The 18,152-nt window shown below is 44.5% G+C and carries 17 protein-coding genes and 1 tRNA gene; 12 read left to right on the forward strand and 6 right to left on the reverse strand.

Annotated features, from left to right (window positions below; genetic code table 11):
- Nucleotides 1-97: 97 nt before the first annotated feature.
- The 6 genes from QMY49_RS23775 to QMY49_RS23800 all read left to right on the forward strand — a co-directional run bounded on the left by QMY49_RS23775 (nucleotide 98) and on the right by QMY49_RS23800 (nucleotide 3,594).
- A complete protein-coding gene (locus tag QMY49_RS23775) occupies nucleotides 98-640 on the forward strand; it encodes a P-loop NTPase family protein (protein ID WP_005446996.1) in 543 nt (180 codons plus the stop codon).
- Nucleotides 641-810: 170 nt separating this feature from the next.
- On the forward strand, nucleotides 811-1,062 hold the full coding sequence (locus QMY49_RS23780) for a hypothetical protein (RefSeq protein ID WP_050921127.1): 252 nt from the start codon (nucleotides 811-813) through the stop codon (nucleotides 1,060-1,062).
- 64 nt (nucleotides 1,063-1,126) lie between these two features.
- Nucleotides 1,127-1,780 (forward strand): amino-acid racemase, encoded by a 654-nt coding sequence (locus tag QMY49_RS23785; protein ID WP_038899514.1) that lies wholly within the window; start codon nucleotides 1,127-1,129, stop codon nucleotides 1,778-1,780.
- The gene (locus QMY49_RS23790; RefSeq protein ID WP_038899515.1) at nucleotides 1,767-2,195 is read left to right on the forward strand and encodes a hypothetical protein; all 429 of its coding nucleotides are present in this window, start codon (nucleotides 1,767-1,769) and stop codon (nucleotides 2,193-2,195) included. Before QMY49_RS23785 ends, QMY49_RS23790 begins: the two co-directional genes overlap by 14 nt.
- Nucleotides 2,196-2,222: 27 nt before the next feature.
- The gene (locus QMY49_RS23795) at nucleotides 2,223-2,750 is read left to right on the forward strand and encodes a histidine phosphatase family protein (RefSeq protein WP_283314814.1); all 528 of its coding nucleotides are present in this window, start codon (nucleotides 2,223-2,225) and stop codon (nucleotides 2,748-2,750) included.
- Nucleotides 2,751-3,072: 322 nt separating this feature from the next.
- Nucleotides 3,073-3,594: a lipocalin family protein gene (locus tag QMY49_RS23800; protein ID WP_283314815.1), complete on the forward strand. Its 522-nt coding sequence runs from the start codon at nucleotides 3,073-3,075 to the stop codon at nucleotides 3,592-3,594.
- Nucleotides 3,595-3,611: 17 nt separating this feature from the next.
- Here the strand turns inward: QMY49_RS23800 and QMY49_RS23805 are convergent, their stop codons facing one another.
- Nucleotides 3,612-4,391, reverse strand: a complete 780-nt coding sequence (locus tag QMY49_RS23805; RefSeq protein ID WP_283314817.1) for an AraC family transcriptional regulator — start codon at nucleotides 4,389-4,391, stop codon at nucleotides 3,612-3,614.
- Nucleotides 4,392-4,519: 128 nt separating this feature from the next.
- On the opposite strand from QMY49_RS23805, the gene QMY49_RS23810 reads away from it, so the two are divergent.
- Entirely contained in the window at nucleotides 4,520-5,641 is a 1,122-nt protein-coding gene (locus QMY49_RS23810) for a multidrug effflux MFS transporter (protein WP_283314820.1), read from the forward strand.
- A gap of 111 nt (nucleotides 5,642-5,752) precedes the next feature.
- Here QMY49_RS23810 and QMY49_RS23815 read toward each other — a convergent pair whose 3' ends face one another.
- From QMY49_RS23815 to QMY49_RS23835, 5 genes are all read right to left on the reverse strand, one after another.
- Complete coding sequence (locus QMY49_RS23815) at nucleotides 5,753-6,748, reverse strand: succinylglutamate desuccinylase/aspartoacylase family protein (protein ID WP_283314822.1); 996 nt, start codon at nucleotides 6,746-6,748, stop codon at nucleotides 5,753-5,755.
- Between the two features lie 145 nt (nucleotides 6,749-6,893).
- Entirely contained in the window at nucleotides 6,894-8,426 is a 1,533-nt protein-coding gene (gene yfcC / locus QMY49_RS23820; RefSeq protein ID WP_171371512.1) for a putative basic amino acid antiporter YfcC, read from the reverse strand.
- A gap of 218 nt (nucleotides 8,427-8,644) precedes the next feature.
- Nucleotides 8,645-8,971 carry a c-type cytochrome gene (locus QMY49_RS23825; RefSeq protein ID WP_017190809.1) on the reverse strand — a complete coding sequence of 109 codons (327 nt, stop codon included), beginning with the start codon at nucleotides 8,969-8,971 and terminating at the stop codon, nucleotides 8,645-8,647.
- A 78-nt stretch (nucleotides 8,972-9,049) separates the two neighbouring features.
- Nucleotides 9,050-10,054: a low-specificity L-threonine aldolase gene (gene ltaE, locus QMY49_RS23830; protein ID WP_009696116.1), complete on the reverse strand. Its 1,005-nt coding sequence runs from the start codon at nucleotides 10,052-10,054 to the stop codon at nucleotides 9,050-9,052.
- A 24-nt stretch (nucleotides 10,055-10,078) separates the two neighbouring features.
- The gene (locus QMY49_RS23835) at nucleotides 10,079-10,594 is read right to left on the reverse strand and encodes an NUDIX hydrolase (RefSeq protein ID WP_017818795.1); all 516 of its coding nucleotides are present in this window, start codon (nucleotides 10,592-10,594) and stop codon (nucleotides 10,079-10,081) included.
- A gap of 271 nt (nucleotides 10,595-10,865) precedes the next feature.
- Between QMY49_RS23835 and QMY49_RS23840 the strand changes: the two genes are divergently transcribed.
- The 5 genes from QMY49_RS23840 to dld all read left to right on the forward strand — a co-directional run bounded on the left by QMY49_RS23840 (nucleotide 10,866) and on the right by dld (nucleotide 17,574).
- The gene (locus QMY49_RS23840) at nucleotides 10,866-12,527 is read left to right on the forward strand and encodes an ATPase RavA domain-containing protein (RefSeq protein WP_009696114.1); all 1,662 of its coding nucleotides are present in this window, start codon (nucleotides 10,866-10,868) and stop codon (nucleotides 12,525-12,527) included.
- A gap of 9 nt (nucleotides 12,528-12,536) precedes the next feature.
- Nucleotides 12,537-13,991 carry an ATPase RavA stimulator ViaA gene (viaA, locus tag QMY49_RS23845; RefSeq protein ID WP_005443815.1) on the forward strand — a complete coding sequence of 485 codons (1,455 nt, stop codon included), beginning with the start codon at nucleotides 12,537-12,539 and terminating at the stop codon, nucleotides 13,989-13,991.
- 234 nt (nucleotides 13,992-14,225) lie between these two features.
- A tRNA-Cys gene (locus tag QMY49_RS23850) sits at nucleotides 14,226-14,299 on the forward strand.
- A gap of 218 nt (nucleotides 14,300-14,517) precedes the next feature.
- A complete protein-coding gene (locus tag QMY49_RS23855) occupies nucleotides 14,518-15,420 on the forward strand; it encodes a LysR family transcriptional regulator (protein ID WP_283314828.1) in 903 nt (300 codons plus the stop codon).
- Between the two features lie 447 nt (nucleotides 15,421-15,867).
- Nucleotides 15,868-17,574, forward strand: a complete 1,707-nt coding sequence (gene dld, locus QMY49_RS23860; RefSeq protein WP_283314830.1) for a D-lactate dehydrogenase — start codon at nucleotides 15,868-15,870, stop codon at nucleotides 17,572-17,574.
- The last annotated feature ends 578 nt before the right edge of the window (nucleotides 17,575-18,152 follow it).

Below are 18,152 nucleotides of genomic sequence, written 5' to 3' on the forward strand. Positions count from 1 at the left end.
GTAATCATTAATATCCCGCCTCCGCATTTTCCAGACTTACCTATAGTTGGAATGCGTCGCTCTTTGTCAATTTGGTACGGTCACCTAGGAGGATTTAATGAAAAGGATCAATGTAGTAGGCAGCAGTGCAAGCGGTAAATCGACGTTTTCAAAGCAACTCGCAATGAAATTAGGTGTCACGTACATAGAAATGGACAGGTTGTTCTGGCTTCCCGATTGGAAAGAACTCGATGATGAGACGTTCTTCGATAAAGTCGTGGACGTAACTCAACAAGACGCTTGGGTACTCGACGGGAATTACAGCCGAACACAACCATACAAATGGCAAAGAGTCGATACCATCATCTGGCTCGATTATTCACGTTCTATCACCACTTATCGTTCCATAACTCGTGCTATTAAAAGGGCATGGACTCAAGAAGAGTTTTGGGAAGGAACTGGCAATAGAGAAAGCTTTAGAAAAGCGTTTTTGAGTACAGACTCGATTATTTGGTGGTCGGTTAAGAATTACCGAAAGAATCGGAAGCGTTATTTAAAATTGAAAGATGACTTAAAAGGTTCGCCTATCGAGTTCATCCACATCACTTCACCAAAAATGGCACAAGATTTTCTTGGTTCTCAAGATTTTATAAATAGATAAGTAACTTATTTAAGTGACTTTTTGGCAACGGCTCGCAGCTGTGTAAATCCTGACATTCCGCCTCCGTTAGATGATGAATACTAGGGTCTGTTGACCTTTCGCTGCAAAAATCAGCTCAAGAGATTAACGGACCCTAATAACGTTCCCGTCGTATTCATTGTGGAGGTATTATGATCGGTTACGAGGAAATGGCGATATCCGGCTACTTAGGTTGGTTACTCGCTGTTTTGTTGGTTTACCCCTTTGCCTATGTTGGTATCCATATCGGTGTATTCGATATAAAAATCCGTACCAAAGTCAGTCGTTATTTCAATCGCTTTATATTAGCTTTAATTGCATTTTTACTGATTATGCATCTACAAACCGAAGTGGTTTACGGCAAGTACTTTCTTGGTCTTTGGGAAGCACAACAGGAACTCTGATCGCATTAATTCCCATCGCCTTGTGCTAAGTTGTCGAAATTGAACTAAAAATCGACAACTTAGCATGAAGCCATACGACCTATATTTTCTTCATACTTCACCCGTACACATTCCACCTTTCTCCGAACTGATGACAGAGCTCGCACCTGATTTAAAAGTCGCACACTTTGCCGATGCTGGCTTGTTAGAGCGTCTGGTTGCTGGAGAGGACGAATCTAAGGTGGAACAATCCGTACAAGGCAAAGTACGCGAGCTTTCTGAACAAGCAAACTTGGTGGTTTGTACCTGCTCCTCAATTGGTCGCTTTGCTGAATCACTTACGGAGCAGGGAACCAATGTTCAGCGTATCGACCGCGCGATGGGTGACCAAGCTGTAACTCATGAGCGAGTGTTGTTACTCGCGGCATTATCGACAACCATTGAACCTAGCTTGGCGTTACTTGAGACAAGTGAGGGCAATTGTATCCGTCAGTTAGATACGTTTGTGGTTGAAGGGGCTTGGGAACGCTTTCTCGACCAAGATAACCAAGGCTATTACGATAAGATTAAAGCGGTAATAGAGCAAAAGGCTCGTGATTATGACGTAATCGTATTGGCACAAGCTTCGATGTCAGGTGCTGCATCATTAGTTGATGTCGACATTCCAGTATTAAGCAGCCCACGTTTAGGTGTAAAAAGGGCAATTGAAACCTTAAGGACATTCCATGCAAATAACTAGTTGGATTCAGCTTTGCTTACGCGAGCTTGAAGGTGCGCCCATCAAAGAACATTCCGATATCGAAGCATCGTTTGCAGAGTCCGAACGTTTCTCAAAATGGAAGGCAAGCAAAAGAGAAATACGTCTCGAAGAAGTCAGTGATCGTTGCTGGATCAAGAGCTGCACGGGTGGCTACATCACAGAGGTACATTTGCATGCAGATGGTTCACTTGATGAATACACCTTGTTTGGACGCCTTCATACCAAAGGGCATTGGGAGCTAGAGGCTGGCGTACTTCATATCACGATCTACAAAGGTGAAAACACTTATGAACTTTCTGTTGTGGGAAACCGTGAACCTTCCATCCACTCGGCGATTGAATACAAAAATGGAGAAGTGCACTCCTATCTAAAACTGACTCCAATTTCTCAATAGCAATTTAACAAGGACGAGCACCTTAATATGGACATTGTATTTGTAAGGCATGGCGTGCCAGATTTTACGTTAGCGGATGAGCGGCAGATGACTCAGCTTGAGAAGGACTATGCGCCGCTTTGTCGAGAGCATTTGCCCGTGCTGCAAGAAAAGCTCAATCATCCAGTCTTCAATGATGCTGAAATCATCATCAGCTCTCCTTATACAAGAGCCCTTCAAACTGCAGAAATTCTCAATCGTCATCGCGATTTGCCTTTGTTTGTTGAGCATGACTTGAGAGAGTGGCGTGCGGACAAAGAAGGCGGCTACATTACCTTGAATGAGAGAGACCGACGCTGGCTCGAATACCGAGAGCTGTTAAAAGCGGGTATTCCAATGACCGATAATCGCTACGAACATGTTGATGAGTTAAAAGCACGGGCTGAGTTGGTGCTGGATCGTTACCGCCAATATCGAAAGGTTGTTGTCGTGAGCCACTTTAATGTGTTTGAAGCACTACAAGGTTTCCAAGACGTAGGACTGTCCTGTGGAGAATTTAGGATCATTCGTTTTTGATCGATTTCTTATCTTCTATAGTAAAATCAGGCATTAGGGTCTGTTGACCTTTTGAGCTGATTTTTGCAGCAGTTTGTGGGTTCTTTATACAAGGCAGAGGCTTTGAAATGTAGTTGCCCTACCTGATAAGCCGATAACGCAGTAGAAAGGAGCCACAAACGCTGCCCGAAGGGTTCGGCTAAAAGCGTTTTGCTCTTTGTTGAGAGGATTTTGCTTAGAATAACTAGGCTACAAACCTCTCGCCGCGATTAAAACGCTTTTATCTCGAACAAAATTTAACCGCAAAAGGTCAACAGACCCTAGTTTAATTTCAGGTTGCTGTATGAAATCTCTTAAAACACTTTTACTTTTGTCTCTTGCAACGTTGTTTGGCTGTACGTCTAAACCGGACGGCGTGGAGCCCGTCAACAACTTTGAACTTCAACAATATCTAGGTAAGTGGTATGAAATTGCGCGTCTTGATCACTCTTTTGAGCGTGGTTTATCGAATGTGACGGCTGAATACGAGCTTCGTGAGGATGGTGGTGTAACAGTTATCAACCGAGGTTATTCAGAAGAAGATAAAGAATGGACGCAAGCTGACGGCAAAGCGTATTTCGTTGATGGTGAAAACACAGGGCATTTAAAAGTGTCTTTCTTCGGTCCGTTTTATTCGTCTTACATCGTATTTGAACTAGGTGAGAACTACGACTACGCATTTATCTCTGGTTTCAATCACGACTACCTATGGCTACTGTCACGCACGCCAACTGTCGATAAAGCAACGGTCGAGCGTTTCAAACAAGTAGCAAAAGAGAAAGGCTTTGCGTTGGACGAGCTAATTCTCGTAGACCAAACCAAATAACACGCGAAATGATCGCCTTATAACAACGATCTGTGCTTCATAAAACTCAGTGGTGTCTGTCCGGTTTGTTTCTTAAAGAACGCAATAAATGCGCTATCTGATGAGAACTCCAAACAATGGGCAACATCACTGACTTGTCTTTCTTCGCATAATAGCTCAATAGCCTTAAGTAGCCGCCATTGTTGACGCCAATCTTGATAAGACATGCCAGTCTCAGCCTTAAATAGGCGCGTGATGGTTTTGCTGCTCGCGCCAACGGTTTGTGACAGTTGGTTTAACTCTGGTGCTATAAAATCACTCTTGGTCATTGCCTTACGAAACCCTGTTAAACGTCGATCAGAAGGCAAGGGTAAAGAGAATTCAAACTGCTTCGCTTGGTAAAACTCTTCCCAAAACAAAGTGCTCGTCGCTTGGGTTTTCGTTTCTTCAATATCCCATTCCCACAATGCCATTTTGTCGATCAGTGCTTTTAAAAGATCATTCACCTCAATCATCACGATATTTTTCGGGCTGCTGTATTTGCTGCAATCGAAATAGAGTGAACGGTAAGCTACAACGTTGGTCATGACAGCTCTGTGAGAAGTATGCGGCGGAATCCACACCGCTTTGGTTGGTGGTAAGGTGCAAATAGAGTTATCGAGTGCGAACGTCATGCAGCCTTGTGGCGCATAAAGCAATTGTCCTTTCTTGTGTTCGTGCATACCGGAATCATGTTTGCCGACATCCGCTGCGATACCAACTACACTCGCGGCAATTGCGTCCGCATCAAATCGAGTATTGTCTTCAATAATTGCCATTCGTCCGAATCTTGATGTTTTTGGTTTTAATGTTGTTAATGGGTAAAGCATAACGCCTTCTATACTGCACGCCAAGTTAAGTTCGTTACCCACTTAAACATCTGTAGGAGTGGGACAGAGAGGTAAAAATGAAAACGAAACCTTCTATTGGGTTGATGGTGGTGATGCTGATGTTTCCGCAAATTGTGGAGACCATATACAGCCCAGCGCTAGGTAATATTGCTCAGTCATTTGCTGTGACGTATTCGCAAGCGGCGCAAACCCTATCTATCTATTTTTCCGCGTTTGCTATTGGCGTGGTGATTTGGGGAATCTTGGCAGATAAGTGGGGCAGACGCCCGACCATGTTGGCAGGGTTGCTGGTTTACGGCGTATCTGCTTTGGTCGCTATGCAAACAGAAAGCTTTGATGTGATGATGATAGCTCGCGCGTTCAGTGCTTTTGGTATTGCGGTTGGGTCGGTCGTGACACAAACCATGCTAAGAGACAGCTTTTCAGGCGATGAGCTAAGCAAAGTATTCAGTGTTATGGGCATGGGTATTTCCATTAGCCCTGTGATTGGCATGTTGCTCGGTGGTCAGTTAACAGCACTCGGTGGCTATCAGGTTGTGTTCTTTACGTTGTTTATTTTGGCGCTTGTTTTGCTGTGCTACAACGCGGTTAATCTACCTGAAACACAAACTCAAAAGCAGCCGCTAAACATCGGTTCATTACTTGGACGAATGTTGAAAGATGCTCAAATCTGGCAATCTGCGTTGTTGGTTGCGCTCTACAACATTGCTTTATTCGCATACTACCAATTAGGCGCATTCACTTTTGAGCAGCTCGGACTGAGTTCTGAACAGTTCGGATACAGCGGTGTGATATTAGGCGTGGGTACCTTAATCGGCAGTTTGATGAACAAGTCATTGCTAGCAAAAGGTCGCTCACAAACGCATTTGCTTTGGATTGCATCAGCATTTTTGATCATCGGAGGCTTCGGTGTGTTTATGCTGCAAACATCGATTTGGTTCTTGGCGCCAATGTTGTTCATTGTGATGGCATTTGGTATCGCCATTCCAAATGTACTGAGCACCGCTTTGGTTGATTACAAGCAACAAGCGGGCAGTGCAGGAGCATTACTAGGATTAATGTACTACTTGATGATTGGTTCGGGTCTAGGTTTAGCTGGAATGATTCAAAACCTTGGATTTGTACTTATGTCGTGTGCAGCTTTGGTTTTATTGGTGACATTGTCACGCAAAGCTTAGCTGAAGCTGTTGAAGAGACCAACAAAGAAAAGCCCTGCAAGTTAGGCAGGGCTTTGTGTCATTAGTTGGAATCTAACAGATTGAAATTACGAACTATTAAACTCAAAGGTATTACTTAATCAGTCGAACAACCAAAGAACCTGGCGCTCGGATCGATTCAATGTTGTGGCTCAGTACCGTGCCTTCTGTTGGCGCTGTGTAACGCTGAATCTCGTCACCAAAGCTGTCGTATTGAATTGCAACCAATTGACCTTGTTCTACCTTATCCATCATCTTCACTTGTGGTAGTACAAAACCACCTAATTCAGCGCGAATGCTGATGATGTCTTTACCTTCTAGGCAAGGCGTGATCTCTGTAACTTCGCCAGTCACTACGTCATGGCGAGCGAGGATATTGAAGATGCCAGTCACGGTACGGTCAATCAGGTCCTGTTCTGTGTAACGACCCATACCCACTTCAATGGTGATGCTTGGAATGCCGCTGTTGTTCCAGACGGTTTCAAGTACACCTGCGTCACCCGGATCGTTAAGAATCGCATCTGGGTTAATGAGGCGAGCCATTTCCAGAGATTGCTCGATACGGAAATCGGCAAACACGTACAGCGGGTAAGCAGCACCAGTGGTTTGAGTGTGCAAATCAATCGCCAGTTCTGCGTTCGGTTTAAGAAGGTTATTCCACAAAGCAAATAGGAAGCGGTTTGCTTCGTTGCCGTTTGCATCACCAGGGAAGAAACGGTTTAAGTTTGCAGGAGATGCATCTGGATCCGCAGAGAAGAAGTCACGGCTGTGGTTCAGCATACCCGTTAGGTTGATGGTCGGAACGACAGTTACAGTACCTGCGATGTCTTTACCAATCAGTTCACGAGCGGTCTTTTGCGCCGCTAAAACACCGTTGTATTCATCACCATGAACACCCGCTGTGATCATGATTTTCTTACCCGGTTTTTCGCCTTTGAAAACCAACACAGGCAAATGTTGCCATTGAGATAGGGCGTTGGTTGCGATACGGAACCAAAACTTGTGCTCGCCTGCAGGCAAGTCTTTTACGTCAAGAGATTGAATGACTTGATGACCTTGAATTACGTCATCCAGAAATTGTGTTGCCATTAAAGTTGTCACTCCAAAACATCTTACTTCGATGCTTGTTTGCCATACGGCTTGAATTAAAAAAGGCGAGAACTTGTCTCGCCTTATTCTTTATACCCAAACTCCGCTTTCGCGTTTAAGTTGCTTGGGGATATTGGTAATCAGTTTACGCAAAACCCATCACGTGAGCTGCGACGACGACAATGCTCGATAGGGTAAAGAGTAATAGCATAAAGCGCCAGCAGAATTTCGCCCAGTCACCCCAGTCGATACGACATACACCCAGTGTTGCCATTAGAGATGCCGAAGTTGGAACGATAACGTTAGTGAAACCGTCACCAAGTTGGAATGCTAGAACGGCTACCTGACGTGTAACGCCAGCGATGTCTGCAAGAGGAGACAAGAGAGGCATTGTCAGCGCTGCTTGACCAGAACCTGAAGTCACGAAGAAGTTGAAAATAGATTGGAAAACATACATCAACCAAGCCGCTGCAACGTCAGGAAGACCGCTGATTACGCCACCAGCGCTGTTCAGGATCGAGTTCAGTACACTTGCTTCATCAGTAGTACCGCCACCTAGGATAAGCAATACACCTTTAGCACAACCAACCAATAGAGCAGGGGCAAGCATGATTGCTGCACCCTCTTTAAATGCGTCAGCCGCACAGTTTAGAGTCATGCCGTTTAGACGGAAGATCGTACCGATGATCGCAACGACAAAGCCCATTGTGAAGAATTGAGACGCGATTTCTGGAATGTACCATGCGTTAGCCACTACGCCCCAAACAACCCATACGGTAGTTGCGATAACCGTAAGGATAACTAGGGTGTCACCTAGGTTCCAACGAGATTCGTGGTCACCTAGCTCTTGCTGACGGAAGTATTTGTCAGTGCGACGGCTGTAAGAAAGCTCAGGGTTTGCTTTGATACGCGCTGCGTAAATCATAGTGAAAGCAATACCGATAAGTGTAAAGCCAGCCCACAGCCCCATACGTACAGTCATACCAGACAGAACCGGAATACCAGCAATACCTTGCGCGATCGCTACCGAGAATGGGTTCATCCAAGACGTTGCAAAACCAATCTGAGTCGCAACGTAGGTCACCATTACTGTAGTGATGCCATCGTAGCCAAGACGAACCATTAGTGGCGCAATGATAATCGCAAATGCAACGGCTTCTTCACCCATACCAAATACTGCGCCGCCCAAAGAGAACAGCAAAAACAGAACTGGAATGAATAGCGCTTCGTTACCTTTGGTCTTGTCGATAAGGCGTAAGATACCGTTGTCGATTGTGCCTGTGCGCATTACCACACCAAATGCACCACCGATAACCAGCATGAACATGATAACGCCAATCGCGCTGCCCCATTTAGAGCCTGAAACCAGACCTTCGAATGGGAAGTTCATTAGACCAATGCCACCGCCTGAAGCGAACAGTCCAACCTTGTTGTAAACCAATTCACCGTTTTCGTCGGTTGCATAAGAGAAAGAAGATGGATCGATAACTGTGCGAGTTTTTTCTGCACCGTCGACCATGTAGGTCACCTGTTGGCTATCAAAATGACCAGCAGGGATTAAGTAGGTAAGAATCGCAGCAAGAATACCAACAATGAAGATCAAAATGAGGGTATCAGGCATCTGCCATGATTTAGGGGTTGCCGCCGATTCCGATGGCTGAGCGTGTGTGTGAGACATAACCTATTTCACGTCGAATTATAGAAAGCATGAAATATCGATAAAATAGAATAAAAAGTCAATATTAACTGAGTTGATGAACTATAAATTCATCAATAATTTGATCTGAAGAGGGTTGAGTTGCTTATCAATGATTTAATGGTTAATTGTTTTGGTTAGATGTTGTGCGAATGAAAACGGAGTTAGGACTTGTGGTGATTCACAAGTCCCATAATTATTCACTTTTCTGCATGAGGTGTTTGTTCTGAATAAAACGCGGCAACATCGCGCAAATCTTCATCATTCAGCATGCGTAACTGGGCTGCCATCATTTCTGCCAAAGGACCTAAGCGAAGCCCATCTTGATAGGCTTTCATAGAATCATATAGGTACTGAGCATTCTGACCGGCTAGGTTAGGGTAAGCGTCGTTTGTTGTCATGCCGTTCGAACCATGACAGTAAACACAGCTTGGTGATTTAAGTTTGCCTTTATCAACGTCACCAAAAGGTTTCGCCACAACAGAGGAAGAGAGAAGAAGAGACGTTAGAAGCACGTATCTAAGCATGAAATGCACTCATTGTAGTTCTTGAAAGCGCATAGAATAAAGCTTCCCCTTAGGGGAAGCTCAATGATCAAAATCAAGTTAAAGCAGAGATTTAAGGCTAGATAGGAAGGTATCGATGTCTTGTGCCGAAATATCTTTGTGCGTCACGAAGCGGATTGGGTTTCCTGGAGTAATCGTGATGCCTTGCTCCTTCATCTTTTCTGCAATGCCAGCGATATCCACTTGTGGATCAAGCTTGGCAAAAACGATGTTGGTTTGAACAAATTCTGGATTAACAGAGAAACCAGGCAATTCCGCTAAACCTTCCGCCAAGGTTTTTGCGTTGATGTGGTCTTGTTTTAGCTGTTCTACTTGCTCGGTAAGGGCTAGTTTACCGGCTGCAGCAAGAATACCCGCTTGGCGCATACCACCGCCGACCATTTTTCTTAGACGGCGGGCTTTTGCAATGTACTCTTTGCTACCAAGCAGTAGCGAACCAACAGGGGCTGCCAAACCTTTAGATAAACAGATAGTCATTGAATCAAAGTACTGACCAATCTCTTTCACAGGAACATCAAGCGCAACAGCTGCGTTAAATACGCGAGCGCCATCTAGGTGCATCTGCAAGTTATGTTTGTTTACGAACTCACGAGCCTCTGCAAGGTAAGAAAGAGGAATCACTTTACCGTTGATGGTGTTCTCTAAACTAAGTAGGCGAGTACGTGCAAAGTGCGCGTCATCTGGCTTGATAGCAGCTTCTAGCTTATCGAATGGCAAAGTACCGTCTGGGTTGTTCTCAATCGGTTGAGGTTGAATAGAACCCAGTACCGCCGCGCCGCCAGCTTCATACTTGTAGTTATGCGCTTGCTGACCACATAGGTATTCGTCACCACGCTCACAATGCGCCATTAAGCCAAGTAAGTTTGCTTGTGTACCAGAGGTCGTGAACATTGCCGCTTCAAAGCCCGCAAGCTCAGCCGCAAATTGCTCTAACTCGTTAACGGTTGGGTCATCACCGTACACATCATCGCCGACAGGAGCGGTAAACATTGCTTCACGCATTGCTTGTGTAGGTTGCGTAACGGTATCTGATCGAAAGTCCATAATTCTCTCCTCGGTCGAAAAGACCTAAATATAACCGCAAAGACGAGCTTTGCTTAGGCAAGCGATAGTTTTGGCATCCGTAATAATGCCTTGAATAATTTGTTGTTCGAGTTCTTCTCGTGACAATGTCACTACTTCAATAACTTCGTCGTCGTCACACTCGTATCGATTGGTTTTGTTCAGTTGTTCGGCAACAAACAAGTACTGGATTTCATCACAGAAACCAGCAAGAGGGGTAACTTGACCAAGCGATGTGAACTTTTCGGCGCTGTATCCTGTTTCTTCTTCCAGCTCTCTTTGAGCACAGTGCAAAGGATCTTCATCGCCTTCACGTGTCCCTGCAGGCAATTCAAGCAGCCATTTGTTAAGAGAGGGACGGAATTGATTAACAAGAACGATGTTGCCATCTGAAGTAATAGGTAAGATAACGGCAGCACCGGGGTGTTGGATAGTGGTATGTGTGATCATCCGACCAGTTGGTAGTTTAACTTCCTCTTCGACCAGAGAAATCTGCTTCCATTTATGAATTGTATTGCTCATGCAGTTGTGGATCCTAGCTGTAACCGCGCATTGACGTGTTTTGCACATTAACCACAAACCACCGGAAACAAAAGAAGAAAATGGTTTCATACTCTTGCGAAACCAACACATTCAGTGAGTTATGTCTCATAAATGAAAACTATGGTTGCTCGCGCACGCGCGCGAAGAGCATCTGGTATAAACGAGGTTCACTAAAAAATACACTTGTAACAAAGTGATAACAAATGTATAAAATTATATATACAGCCTCAGTTCAACAGCCGGAGCTTCTATGATTCAACCATCTTTCGCATCTAATGCAGAAAAGGCGCTTCTTTCAGAGCGTATCAACAAGCTAGCGAAAGCGTTAACTGATGGCGTTTACGAACGCGAACACACCATCAAACTTTGTCTTCTTGCCGCTCTTGCCGGCGAAAGCGTCTTCCTTCTTGGTCCTCCAGGGATCGCAAAAAGCTTAATCGCAAAACGACTTATCCAAGCTTTTGATAATAGCAGTTATTTTGAATACCTCATGACGCGCTTCTCAACACCTGAAGAAGTGTTTGGTCCATTGAGCATTCAAGAGCTAAAAGACAACGGTCGTTATGTCCGTCTTACTCAAGGCTACTTACCAACGGCGCAAGTCGTTTTCCTTGATGAGATTTGGAAAGCAGGTCCTGCCATTCTGAACACGCTGTTGACCGTTGTGAACGAAAAGACATTTAAAAACGGTAGCGATATCGAACGTGTACCGATGCGTCTTTTGGTTTCTGCATCAAACGAGCTGCCAGATGAAGACAGCGGCTTAGACGCACTTTACGACCGTATGTTGGTACGCGTGTTTGTAAACCGCATTCAGGATAAACAAAACTTCAAATCAATGCTGACAGTGGGTACGTCTCAAGAAGCGCAAGTTCCAGAGGGCTTGGCGATCACAGACGAAGAATACCACCGCTGGCAGCAACAGCTCGACAAGCTCACTCTAACTGACAACGCATTCGAAAAACTATTCCAACTAAAAACGATGTTGGAAACCAAAGTCGAGTCTGAGTTTGGCGACGCATCATTAACAGACATGTACGTGTCTGACCGCCGTTGGAAGAAAGCGGTCAAGCTGCTTAAAGCAAGTGCGTTCTTTAATGGGCGTGACGAGATCAATCCGCTTGACCTTCTGCTACTTCAAGATTGTTTATGGAACAGCCCTGAATCACGCGATGTCGTTCGCGGTGTGATTCAAGAGTTCGCACTTAAACATGCCTTTGACCAGCAAGAAGCAGAGCAAGAGATCGAATACTGTCGTGAATCTTTGGTTGATGTACAGCATGAGCTTGAAGACAAGTATCGCATGACGCTAAACGCTGAAGCGGCAACCGGTCTGCTTCGTAAAGAAACCATGAGCTTCGATACATCCAAAGCGAAAACTTACAAAGTAGGCGCGGCGGTGAATCTGGTTAAACTGGTTATTCTGCAAAGCAACATGTCGGTTTCTGAATCAGAGAAGGGCGACAGTCGCTGGGTATACGTGCCAAAAGACGAGCTTGACCGAGTGATCAAAGAAGGTCATGGCGATGTGTATGGCTACGTGAACCAAAACACCAATATGTGTCGTCTGCGTTTTGATGTCGATGCTGCCAACAACCTAGTGATCCGTGACATTGCTAACCGAGGCGTGTTGGTGAGCTTGGTCACCCAACAAGGTTTAGATGTTGAGCTTTACCAAAAATGGTTGGCAGAAAGCGAAAAAGCAGTCAGCCAATTGAGTGAAGCTGAACATCATATGCGTAAGGTTAAAGCCAACTTCCACGGCGCATTGCCGCACAGTTTCGTGGATCCAGAGTTACCACGTCTAATGGAGTCGAGTCTGCAACAGGTGAGCCAGAGACTTGAGTCTATCCAAGGTGAAAGCGAGAAGATCATTCAACGCTTCAAAAACTTACATCAGTTTTTCTCTTAAGGAGACGACATGTTAGGTGCAGACGGACTCAACTTAGCGCTCATGGTGGCAGATTCAGGCATCATTGATAGTGCGGTTAACGACTTAATGGCGCGTTCACAAGTCATGATGATGGCAGAAAACCGAGGCATGAAATCCTCAGTGAAAAACCATCTGCTTAAATGGCGTGGCAACGTGAAAAAGCGCATGACGAAAGTCTGTGAGACAGAACGTTTTCAACAGGAGCTCGCGCTCTACCAAGAAGTGATTTATTGGGATGAGAACGAGTTCTTTGAGCGCATTGATGACGTGATCAAGAAGCTTGAATGGCACTCGGCGTTTTACATGCAAGCGCGTCGCATGATGGAGAAGAACAAGGGCGTGAATAACCCAATGTTCCCTCATTACTTCTGTGACCAGTGGTATCAAAGCCTTGCAGAAGCAATCAAACAAGCACAAGTCTCTGAGCTTGAAGAGAACAAAGAAAAAGTCCTTAACGATCTTTATCAACGTATGGAAACCATGCGTAACATGGATAAAGTGACGGAGTCCGGTGATGAAGAAAGCGTAGGGCGCTTATGGGATATGGCGTCAGCTAAGTTGAGTAAAACTGACCTAACCGTGATGAAGCGCCACGCAGAGTTCCTTAAAAAGCACAAAGGCTTACAAGAAATCGCAGAACAGCTTGGTCGCATGGCGGGGCAAGTAAACGATCCTGACCTCAATCGCGCACCAGCAGAAGAGCTGCAAATGGTTGAGGAAAAGAGTGACGAAGCGACAGACGATATCGTCGGTATTCATGAAAGTGACGACCTCAACAAACTGCTACCAAATGAAACCATGTTCTTGGCGTATCCAGAGCTGGAAGTCGTGTTCTACAAGCATCTGGTTGATAAACGTTTGATGAATTACCGTACGCAAGGTAAGTCTCGCACACTGCGTAAGGTAAAAGCGCACAAACCAGATCATAAAGCGGTGGACGTTGAAAAAGGACCGTTTATCGTTTGTGTTGATGCGTCAGGCTCGATGAGTGGCTTCCCAGAGCAATGTGCCAAAGCTATGGCGTACGCACTGATGCAAATCGCTCTGGCTGAACAACGTGACTGTTATGTGATTATCTTCTCCACTGAGCACATTACTTACGAGTTAACGCGTCAGGATGGCTTACGTGAAGCTGCCGACTTTTTAACTTACAGCTTCCATGGTGGTACAGATTTGGAGCCAACGTTGATTAAATCCATCGATTTGATGAACAGCGACAAATACAAGAACGCCGACATGGTTGTTATTTCAGACTTCATTGCGCCAAAACAGCAAGATGAATTACTTGCAAAAGTCGATGCGCTAAAAGCGAAGAAGAACCGCTTCCATGCCATTAGCTTGTCGAAGTACGGCAACCCAGCGTTAATGTCGATGTTTGACCACACTTGGTCTTACCATCCAAACGTAGTGGGACGCTTGTTTAAACGCGTTGCCAACGGTTAATCGCGAGAATAGAGATACAAAAGCGGCACTGGTTGCCGCTTTTCTTTTGCCTATCTATTTTGATTTGCTTTAACCAAAACGAATAAATCTGGACGGTTTAGGTCGAATTAACATCGGATTGGTTTAAAACAAAGCAAACAAACAGAAATTTTGGATTTTTGTTTGACTATATTTCCTGAATCCGTAAAGTAGCAACCAACGCAACGGGGCAGAGCCTTTAAGCGTAAACAATTTGGCGCCTTGGCAGAGTGGCTATGCAGCGGATTGCAAATCCGTGGACCTCGGTTCGACTCCGGGAGGCGCCTCCATATTTTTGGGTATGGCAATGGCGATATCCAGATGCGAAAGCATCACCAATAGACCAGCGAAAGCTGGTTTTTTTGTATCTGATGCTTGGCAAGCTGAACAAGCACTCGTTGAGTGTTTGCATACAGAAAGATGCGCTTCTCAAGTGTGACTTCTCAGCCAGCATTTAGCTTTAAAGCCCTTTACAATATGTTCTTCAACAAGGAAGCAGTGAAGACACATGAGAAATACCGACGACTACATTATTTTCTATCATTTGATTGAGCAAGGTTCATTCAGCGCCGCAGCAAGACAAATGGAACTTACTAAGTCGGTCGTCAGTAAGCGTATTGCCAAATTAGAGCAGGAGATAGGCGTTCAACTGCTTTATCGAACCACTCGCACGCTAAAACTGACAGAAGCAGGGCAATCCTTCTTCGAACATGCGCGTAGCGTTTACCAAGCCGTCGCAACTGCAGAAGAATCCATTGTTGGTTTAGGTAAGAGCCTATCCGGCAACATCAAGATTACCGTTCCGACCATCTCTGGTGAACTTATCCTTCCTACGGTTATTTCTGAATTCAACCAAGCTTACCCTGATATCAACATTGATATGGAACTGGACAACCGGTTTGCTGACATCATCAACGAAGGTTTTGACCTTGCTATTCGCACTGGGGTTTTACCAGACTCAAGCCTAATCGCACGCAAGCTTGTTGATGCAAACTGGATTGTGTGTGCATCGCCCAAGTACGTTGCCAAACATGGTAAACCAAAAACGCCGGACGATCTCACTAAGCACAACTGTTTGGTTTACGCCTATCAAGAGACAGGTGCACGTGAGTGGGTTTTCAAGCGTGATGATGAGGTGTATCAGGTTAAGGTGGATGGGAATCTATGTACCAATAACTCATCTGCGCTACGTAACGTCGCTTTACTAGGGCAAGGTATTATTTATGTGCCTCGGGTGCTGGTTTATGAAGACTTACAGCAAGGCAAACTGATTCAGTTGTTTAAAGACGAAACGGCTAAGTGCTTGGGTATTTATGCCGTGTACCCATACACTCGTCAGCAACCAGAAAAGATTAAGATCTTTATCGAGCATCTCTATCAGTGCTTTCAAAGTCGTAGCCATCAATTCTAGTGGCTCAACTTTTCTCAAAGGAGTGATTCTCCTTTGATTGAAGGGATTTGCTCTAAATTTTAAACTCTCCACTCTAACTATTTTCTTCACTGATCGGCAATGTCACAGCCATATAACGCTGCTATAACGTCATGGTATTCACATGTTGTGGCTTTGCTCTGACTCAATATTCTGACAAGGTCAGGAATACAAAGCCTTGTCATCCCTTTTAACTTTCTTGTTCTTCGATATCGTGCACATTTGTTAACAATGTACTTTGCTATTGTTTCTTTTTGGAAACGATAAGTTTCTTTGTTGATTTTACAGTTCTAAGAATTTTAAGTAATTGAATGTATGGGTAATTAATGTAGTTAACTTGATCTGAGCGTCGTTATCGGACTTTGGTGGCATGGACGTTCAGATTCGGACTACTTATATTGGCTGGGCATAATAACTAGAGATACGGATATGAAACAGAAGCAGCTCATCGACGCGTTTGTCACCATTGTCGGGGAAGAAAATGTCCTTACCGATCAAATCAAAACCAAGTATTACCGCAGTGGTTTTCGCTCAGGAAGCGGCACGGCGTTGGCGGTGGTTTTTCCTAACACTTTGCTAGAGCAGTGGAAGGTCATCCAACAATGTGTGGACAATAATTGCATCATCATCATGCAGGCGGCTAAGACGGGTCTGACCGAAGGCTCAGCGCCAAGTGGTAGTGATTACGACCGCGATGTGGTGGTGGTTAATATCACCAAGATGAAGCAAATCTATCTGTTAGACGGGGGTAAGCAAGCCGTTTGTCTTCCGGGGGCGAGTCTGCATTCGTTAGAAAAAGAGTTGCGAGCAGTTAATCGCGCGCCGCATTCGGTGATTGGTTCTTCTTCTCTTGGAGCAACAGTTGTAGGTGGTATTGCGAACAACTCTGGTGGCGCTTTGGTTAAACGTGGTCCTGCTTACACAGAATTAGCCATATTCGCTCAGGTGGACAAAGACGGTAAGCTCAATCTTGTTAACCACCTTGGTATTGAAGGATTAGGCTCGACGCCTGACGAGATCTTACAGAACATCCAAGATGGTAATTTCGACCCAGATAAAGTGATTCATGATGAACGCATGGCGTCGGATAAAGAATACGACGAACGTGTTCGTGATGTGACTTCTGATATCCCATCGCGCTTTAATGCCGACGAACGTCGTCTGTACGAGGCGAGCGGTTGTGCGGGCAAACTGGGCGTGTTTGCGGTTCGTGTTGACAGCTATCCAATCCCAGAGAAAGAGCAGGTGTTCTATTTAGGCACTAACGATCCAGAGAAATTGACCAAGCTGAGAAAAGACTTCCTTACTCAATTCGAAAACTTGCCAGAGATGGGGGAGTACCTTCACCGTGACATCTTCAACATGGCGGAAAAATACGGTAAAGACGTGTTCCTTTCTATCGATTTATTAGGCACGGACAATCTGCCTAAGATGTTCTCGCTAAAAGCTAAGGTTGAAAACTTCTTAGAGCGTGTACCGTTAGTCAGTAAATACCTGCCAGATACTATTCTCTACTACGCAAGCAAGCTATTCCCACAGCACCTTCCTAAGCGCATGTTGGAATACCGTGATAAGTACGAGCACCATCTTGTACTTAAAATGAGTGACGGCGGTATTGCCGAAGCGCAGAAATACCTCAAAGAGGTTTGGGCAACTGAGCACGATAGTGACTTCTTCGAATGTACACCAGAAGAGGGTAAGAAAGCGTATCTACACCGTTTTGCAGCGGCAGGTGCAGCAATTCGTTACGAAACCATTCACCGCAAGGAAGTGGAAGACATTGTTGCTCTCGACATTGCGTTACGTCGTAACGATGAAGAATGGTTAGAAACATTACCTGAGGAAGTAAGTAAGAACCTCGTTAAGTCTCTCTATTATGGGCATTTCATGTGTTATGTGTTCCACCAAGACTACATCTTTAAGAAGGGTACAGACACCAAGCTGATGAAGAAACTGATGCTGGAGCACCTAAATAGTCGTGGCGCGAAATACCCAGCAGAACACAACGTAGGTCACTTATATGAAGCAGAAAACTCGCTACAAAAGTTCTATCATCAACTTGACCCGACCAACACCTTTAACCCAGGCATAGGTAAAATGGACCGCTATAAGCGCAATTGTAACTGTTGTGCTTAGAAGGTAAGAGTTTTGATTCCAAGAGTCGCTGACATATGCGGCTCTTTTTGTTTTTTACCTTGTAATCCTACAGAGAACGTCTGTTTAGAGGTAGATCACATGAAATCCAGTCTATCGAATTAATAAGACAGTATTGTGTTGCCTTCTATCATTATGATTTAAAAATGCATTTTAAAAACTATTAGGTTGAGTTATGAATTGTTTGGTTTTTAATCGTTCTGTTTGGTAATATTTCCTTCGAGAGATATTTAAAGGAAGTAATAATTATGAAATTGAATTAATAATTATAAGGATTTTATATCCGCATCGTTGCATTAGTTACTTACAGCGTCCTCCAAAATTAAAGTTCAGGTTAAATATAACTCAGATTAACCTTGGGTTACTTGTACTTTAAATTTAATGCCTAATACAGTTCTATTTCTTTATATGCGCATAGATACGCCATGTGAAGTTATAGTAATGTGCGTCACTCTATGTAGATTTGAATTCTGTAAAAATAGGTGAGGGTATTATTGCTCATTGATTTTAGCAATGTCGTACTTGGTCGAACGGCTTTCTGTAGTAGAAATGCAAGCAAA

The sequence above is a fragment of the Vibrio harveyi genome, from assembly GCF_030060435.1.
Classification (GTDB): domain Bacteria; phylum Pseudomonadota; class Gammaproteobacteria; order Enterobacterales; family Vibrionaceae; genus Vibrio; species Vibrio harveyi.

Coding starts and splice junctions, on each gene's coding strand:
- QMY49_RS23825 (WP_017190809.1), bottom strand. CDS start 8,971: ATGCTTAGATACGTGCTTCTAACGTCTCTTCTTCTCTCTTCCTCTGTT.
- QMY49_RS23835 (WP_017818795.1), bottom strand. CDS start 10,594: ATGAGCAATACAATTCATAAATGGAAGCAGATTTCTCTGGTCGAAGAG.
- QMY49_RS23775 (WP_005446996.1), top strand. CDS start 98: ATGAAAAGGATCAATGTAGTAGGCAGCAGTGCAAGCGGTAAATCGACG.
- QMY49_RS23785 (WP_038899514.1), top strand. CDS start 1,127: ATGAAGCCATACGACCTATATTTTCTTCATACTTCACCCGTACACATT.
- QMY49_RS23790 (WP_038899515.1), top strand. CDS start 1,767: ATGCAAATAACTAGTTGGATTCAGCTTTGCTTACGCGAGCTTGAAGGT.
- QMY49_RS23810 (WP_283314820.1), top strand. CDS start 4,520: ATGAAAACGAAACCTTCTATTGGGTTGATGGTGGTGATGCTGATGTTT.
- ltaE (WP_009696116.1), bottom strand. CDS start 10,054: ATGGACTTTCGATCAGATACCGTTACGCAACCTACACAAGCAATGCGT.
- QMY49_RS23795 (WP_283314814.1), top strand. CDS start 2,223: ATGGACATTGTATTTGTAAGGCATGGCGTGCCAGATTTTACGTTAGCG.
- viaA (WP_005443815.1), top strand. CDS start 12,537: ATGTTAGGTGCAGACGGACTCAACTTAGCGCTCATGGTGGCAGATTCA.
- QMY49_RS23815 (WP_283314822.1), bottom strand. CDS start 6,748: ATGGCAACACAATTTCTGGATGACGTAATTCAAGGTCATCAAGTCATT.
- QMY49_RS23840 (WP_009696114.1), top strand. CDS start 10,866: ATGATTCAACCATCTTTCGCATCTAATGCAGAAAAGGCGCTTCTTTCA.
- yfcC (WP_171371512.1), bottom strand. CDS start 8,426: ATGTCTCACACACACGCTCAGCCATCGGAATCGGCGGCAACCCCTAAA.
- QMY49_RS23855 (WP_283314828.1), top strand. CDS start 14,518: ATGAGAAATACCGACGACTACATTATTTTCTATCATTTGATTGAGCAA.
- dld (WP_283314830.1), top strand. CDS start 15,868: ATGAAACAGAAGCAGCTCATCGACGCGTTTGTCACCATTGTCGGGGAA.
- QMY49_RS23800 (WP_283314815.1), top strand. CDS start 3,073: ATGAAATCTCTTAAAACACTTTTACTTTTGTCTCTTGCAACGTTGTTT.
- QMY49_RS23805 (WP_283314817.1), bottom strand. CDS start 4,391: ATGGCAATTATTGAAGACAATACTCGATTTGATGCGGACGCAATTGCC.
- QMY49_RS23780 (WP_050921127.1), top strand. CDS start 811: ATGATCGGTTACGAGGAAATGGCGATATCCGGCTACTTAGGTTGGTTA.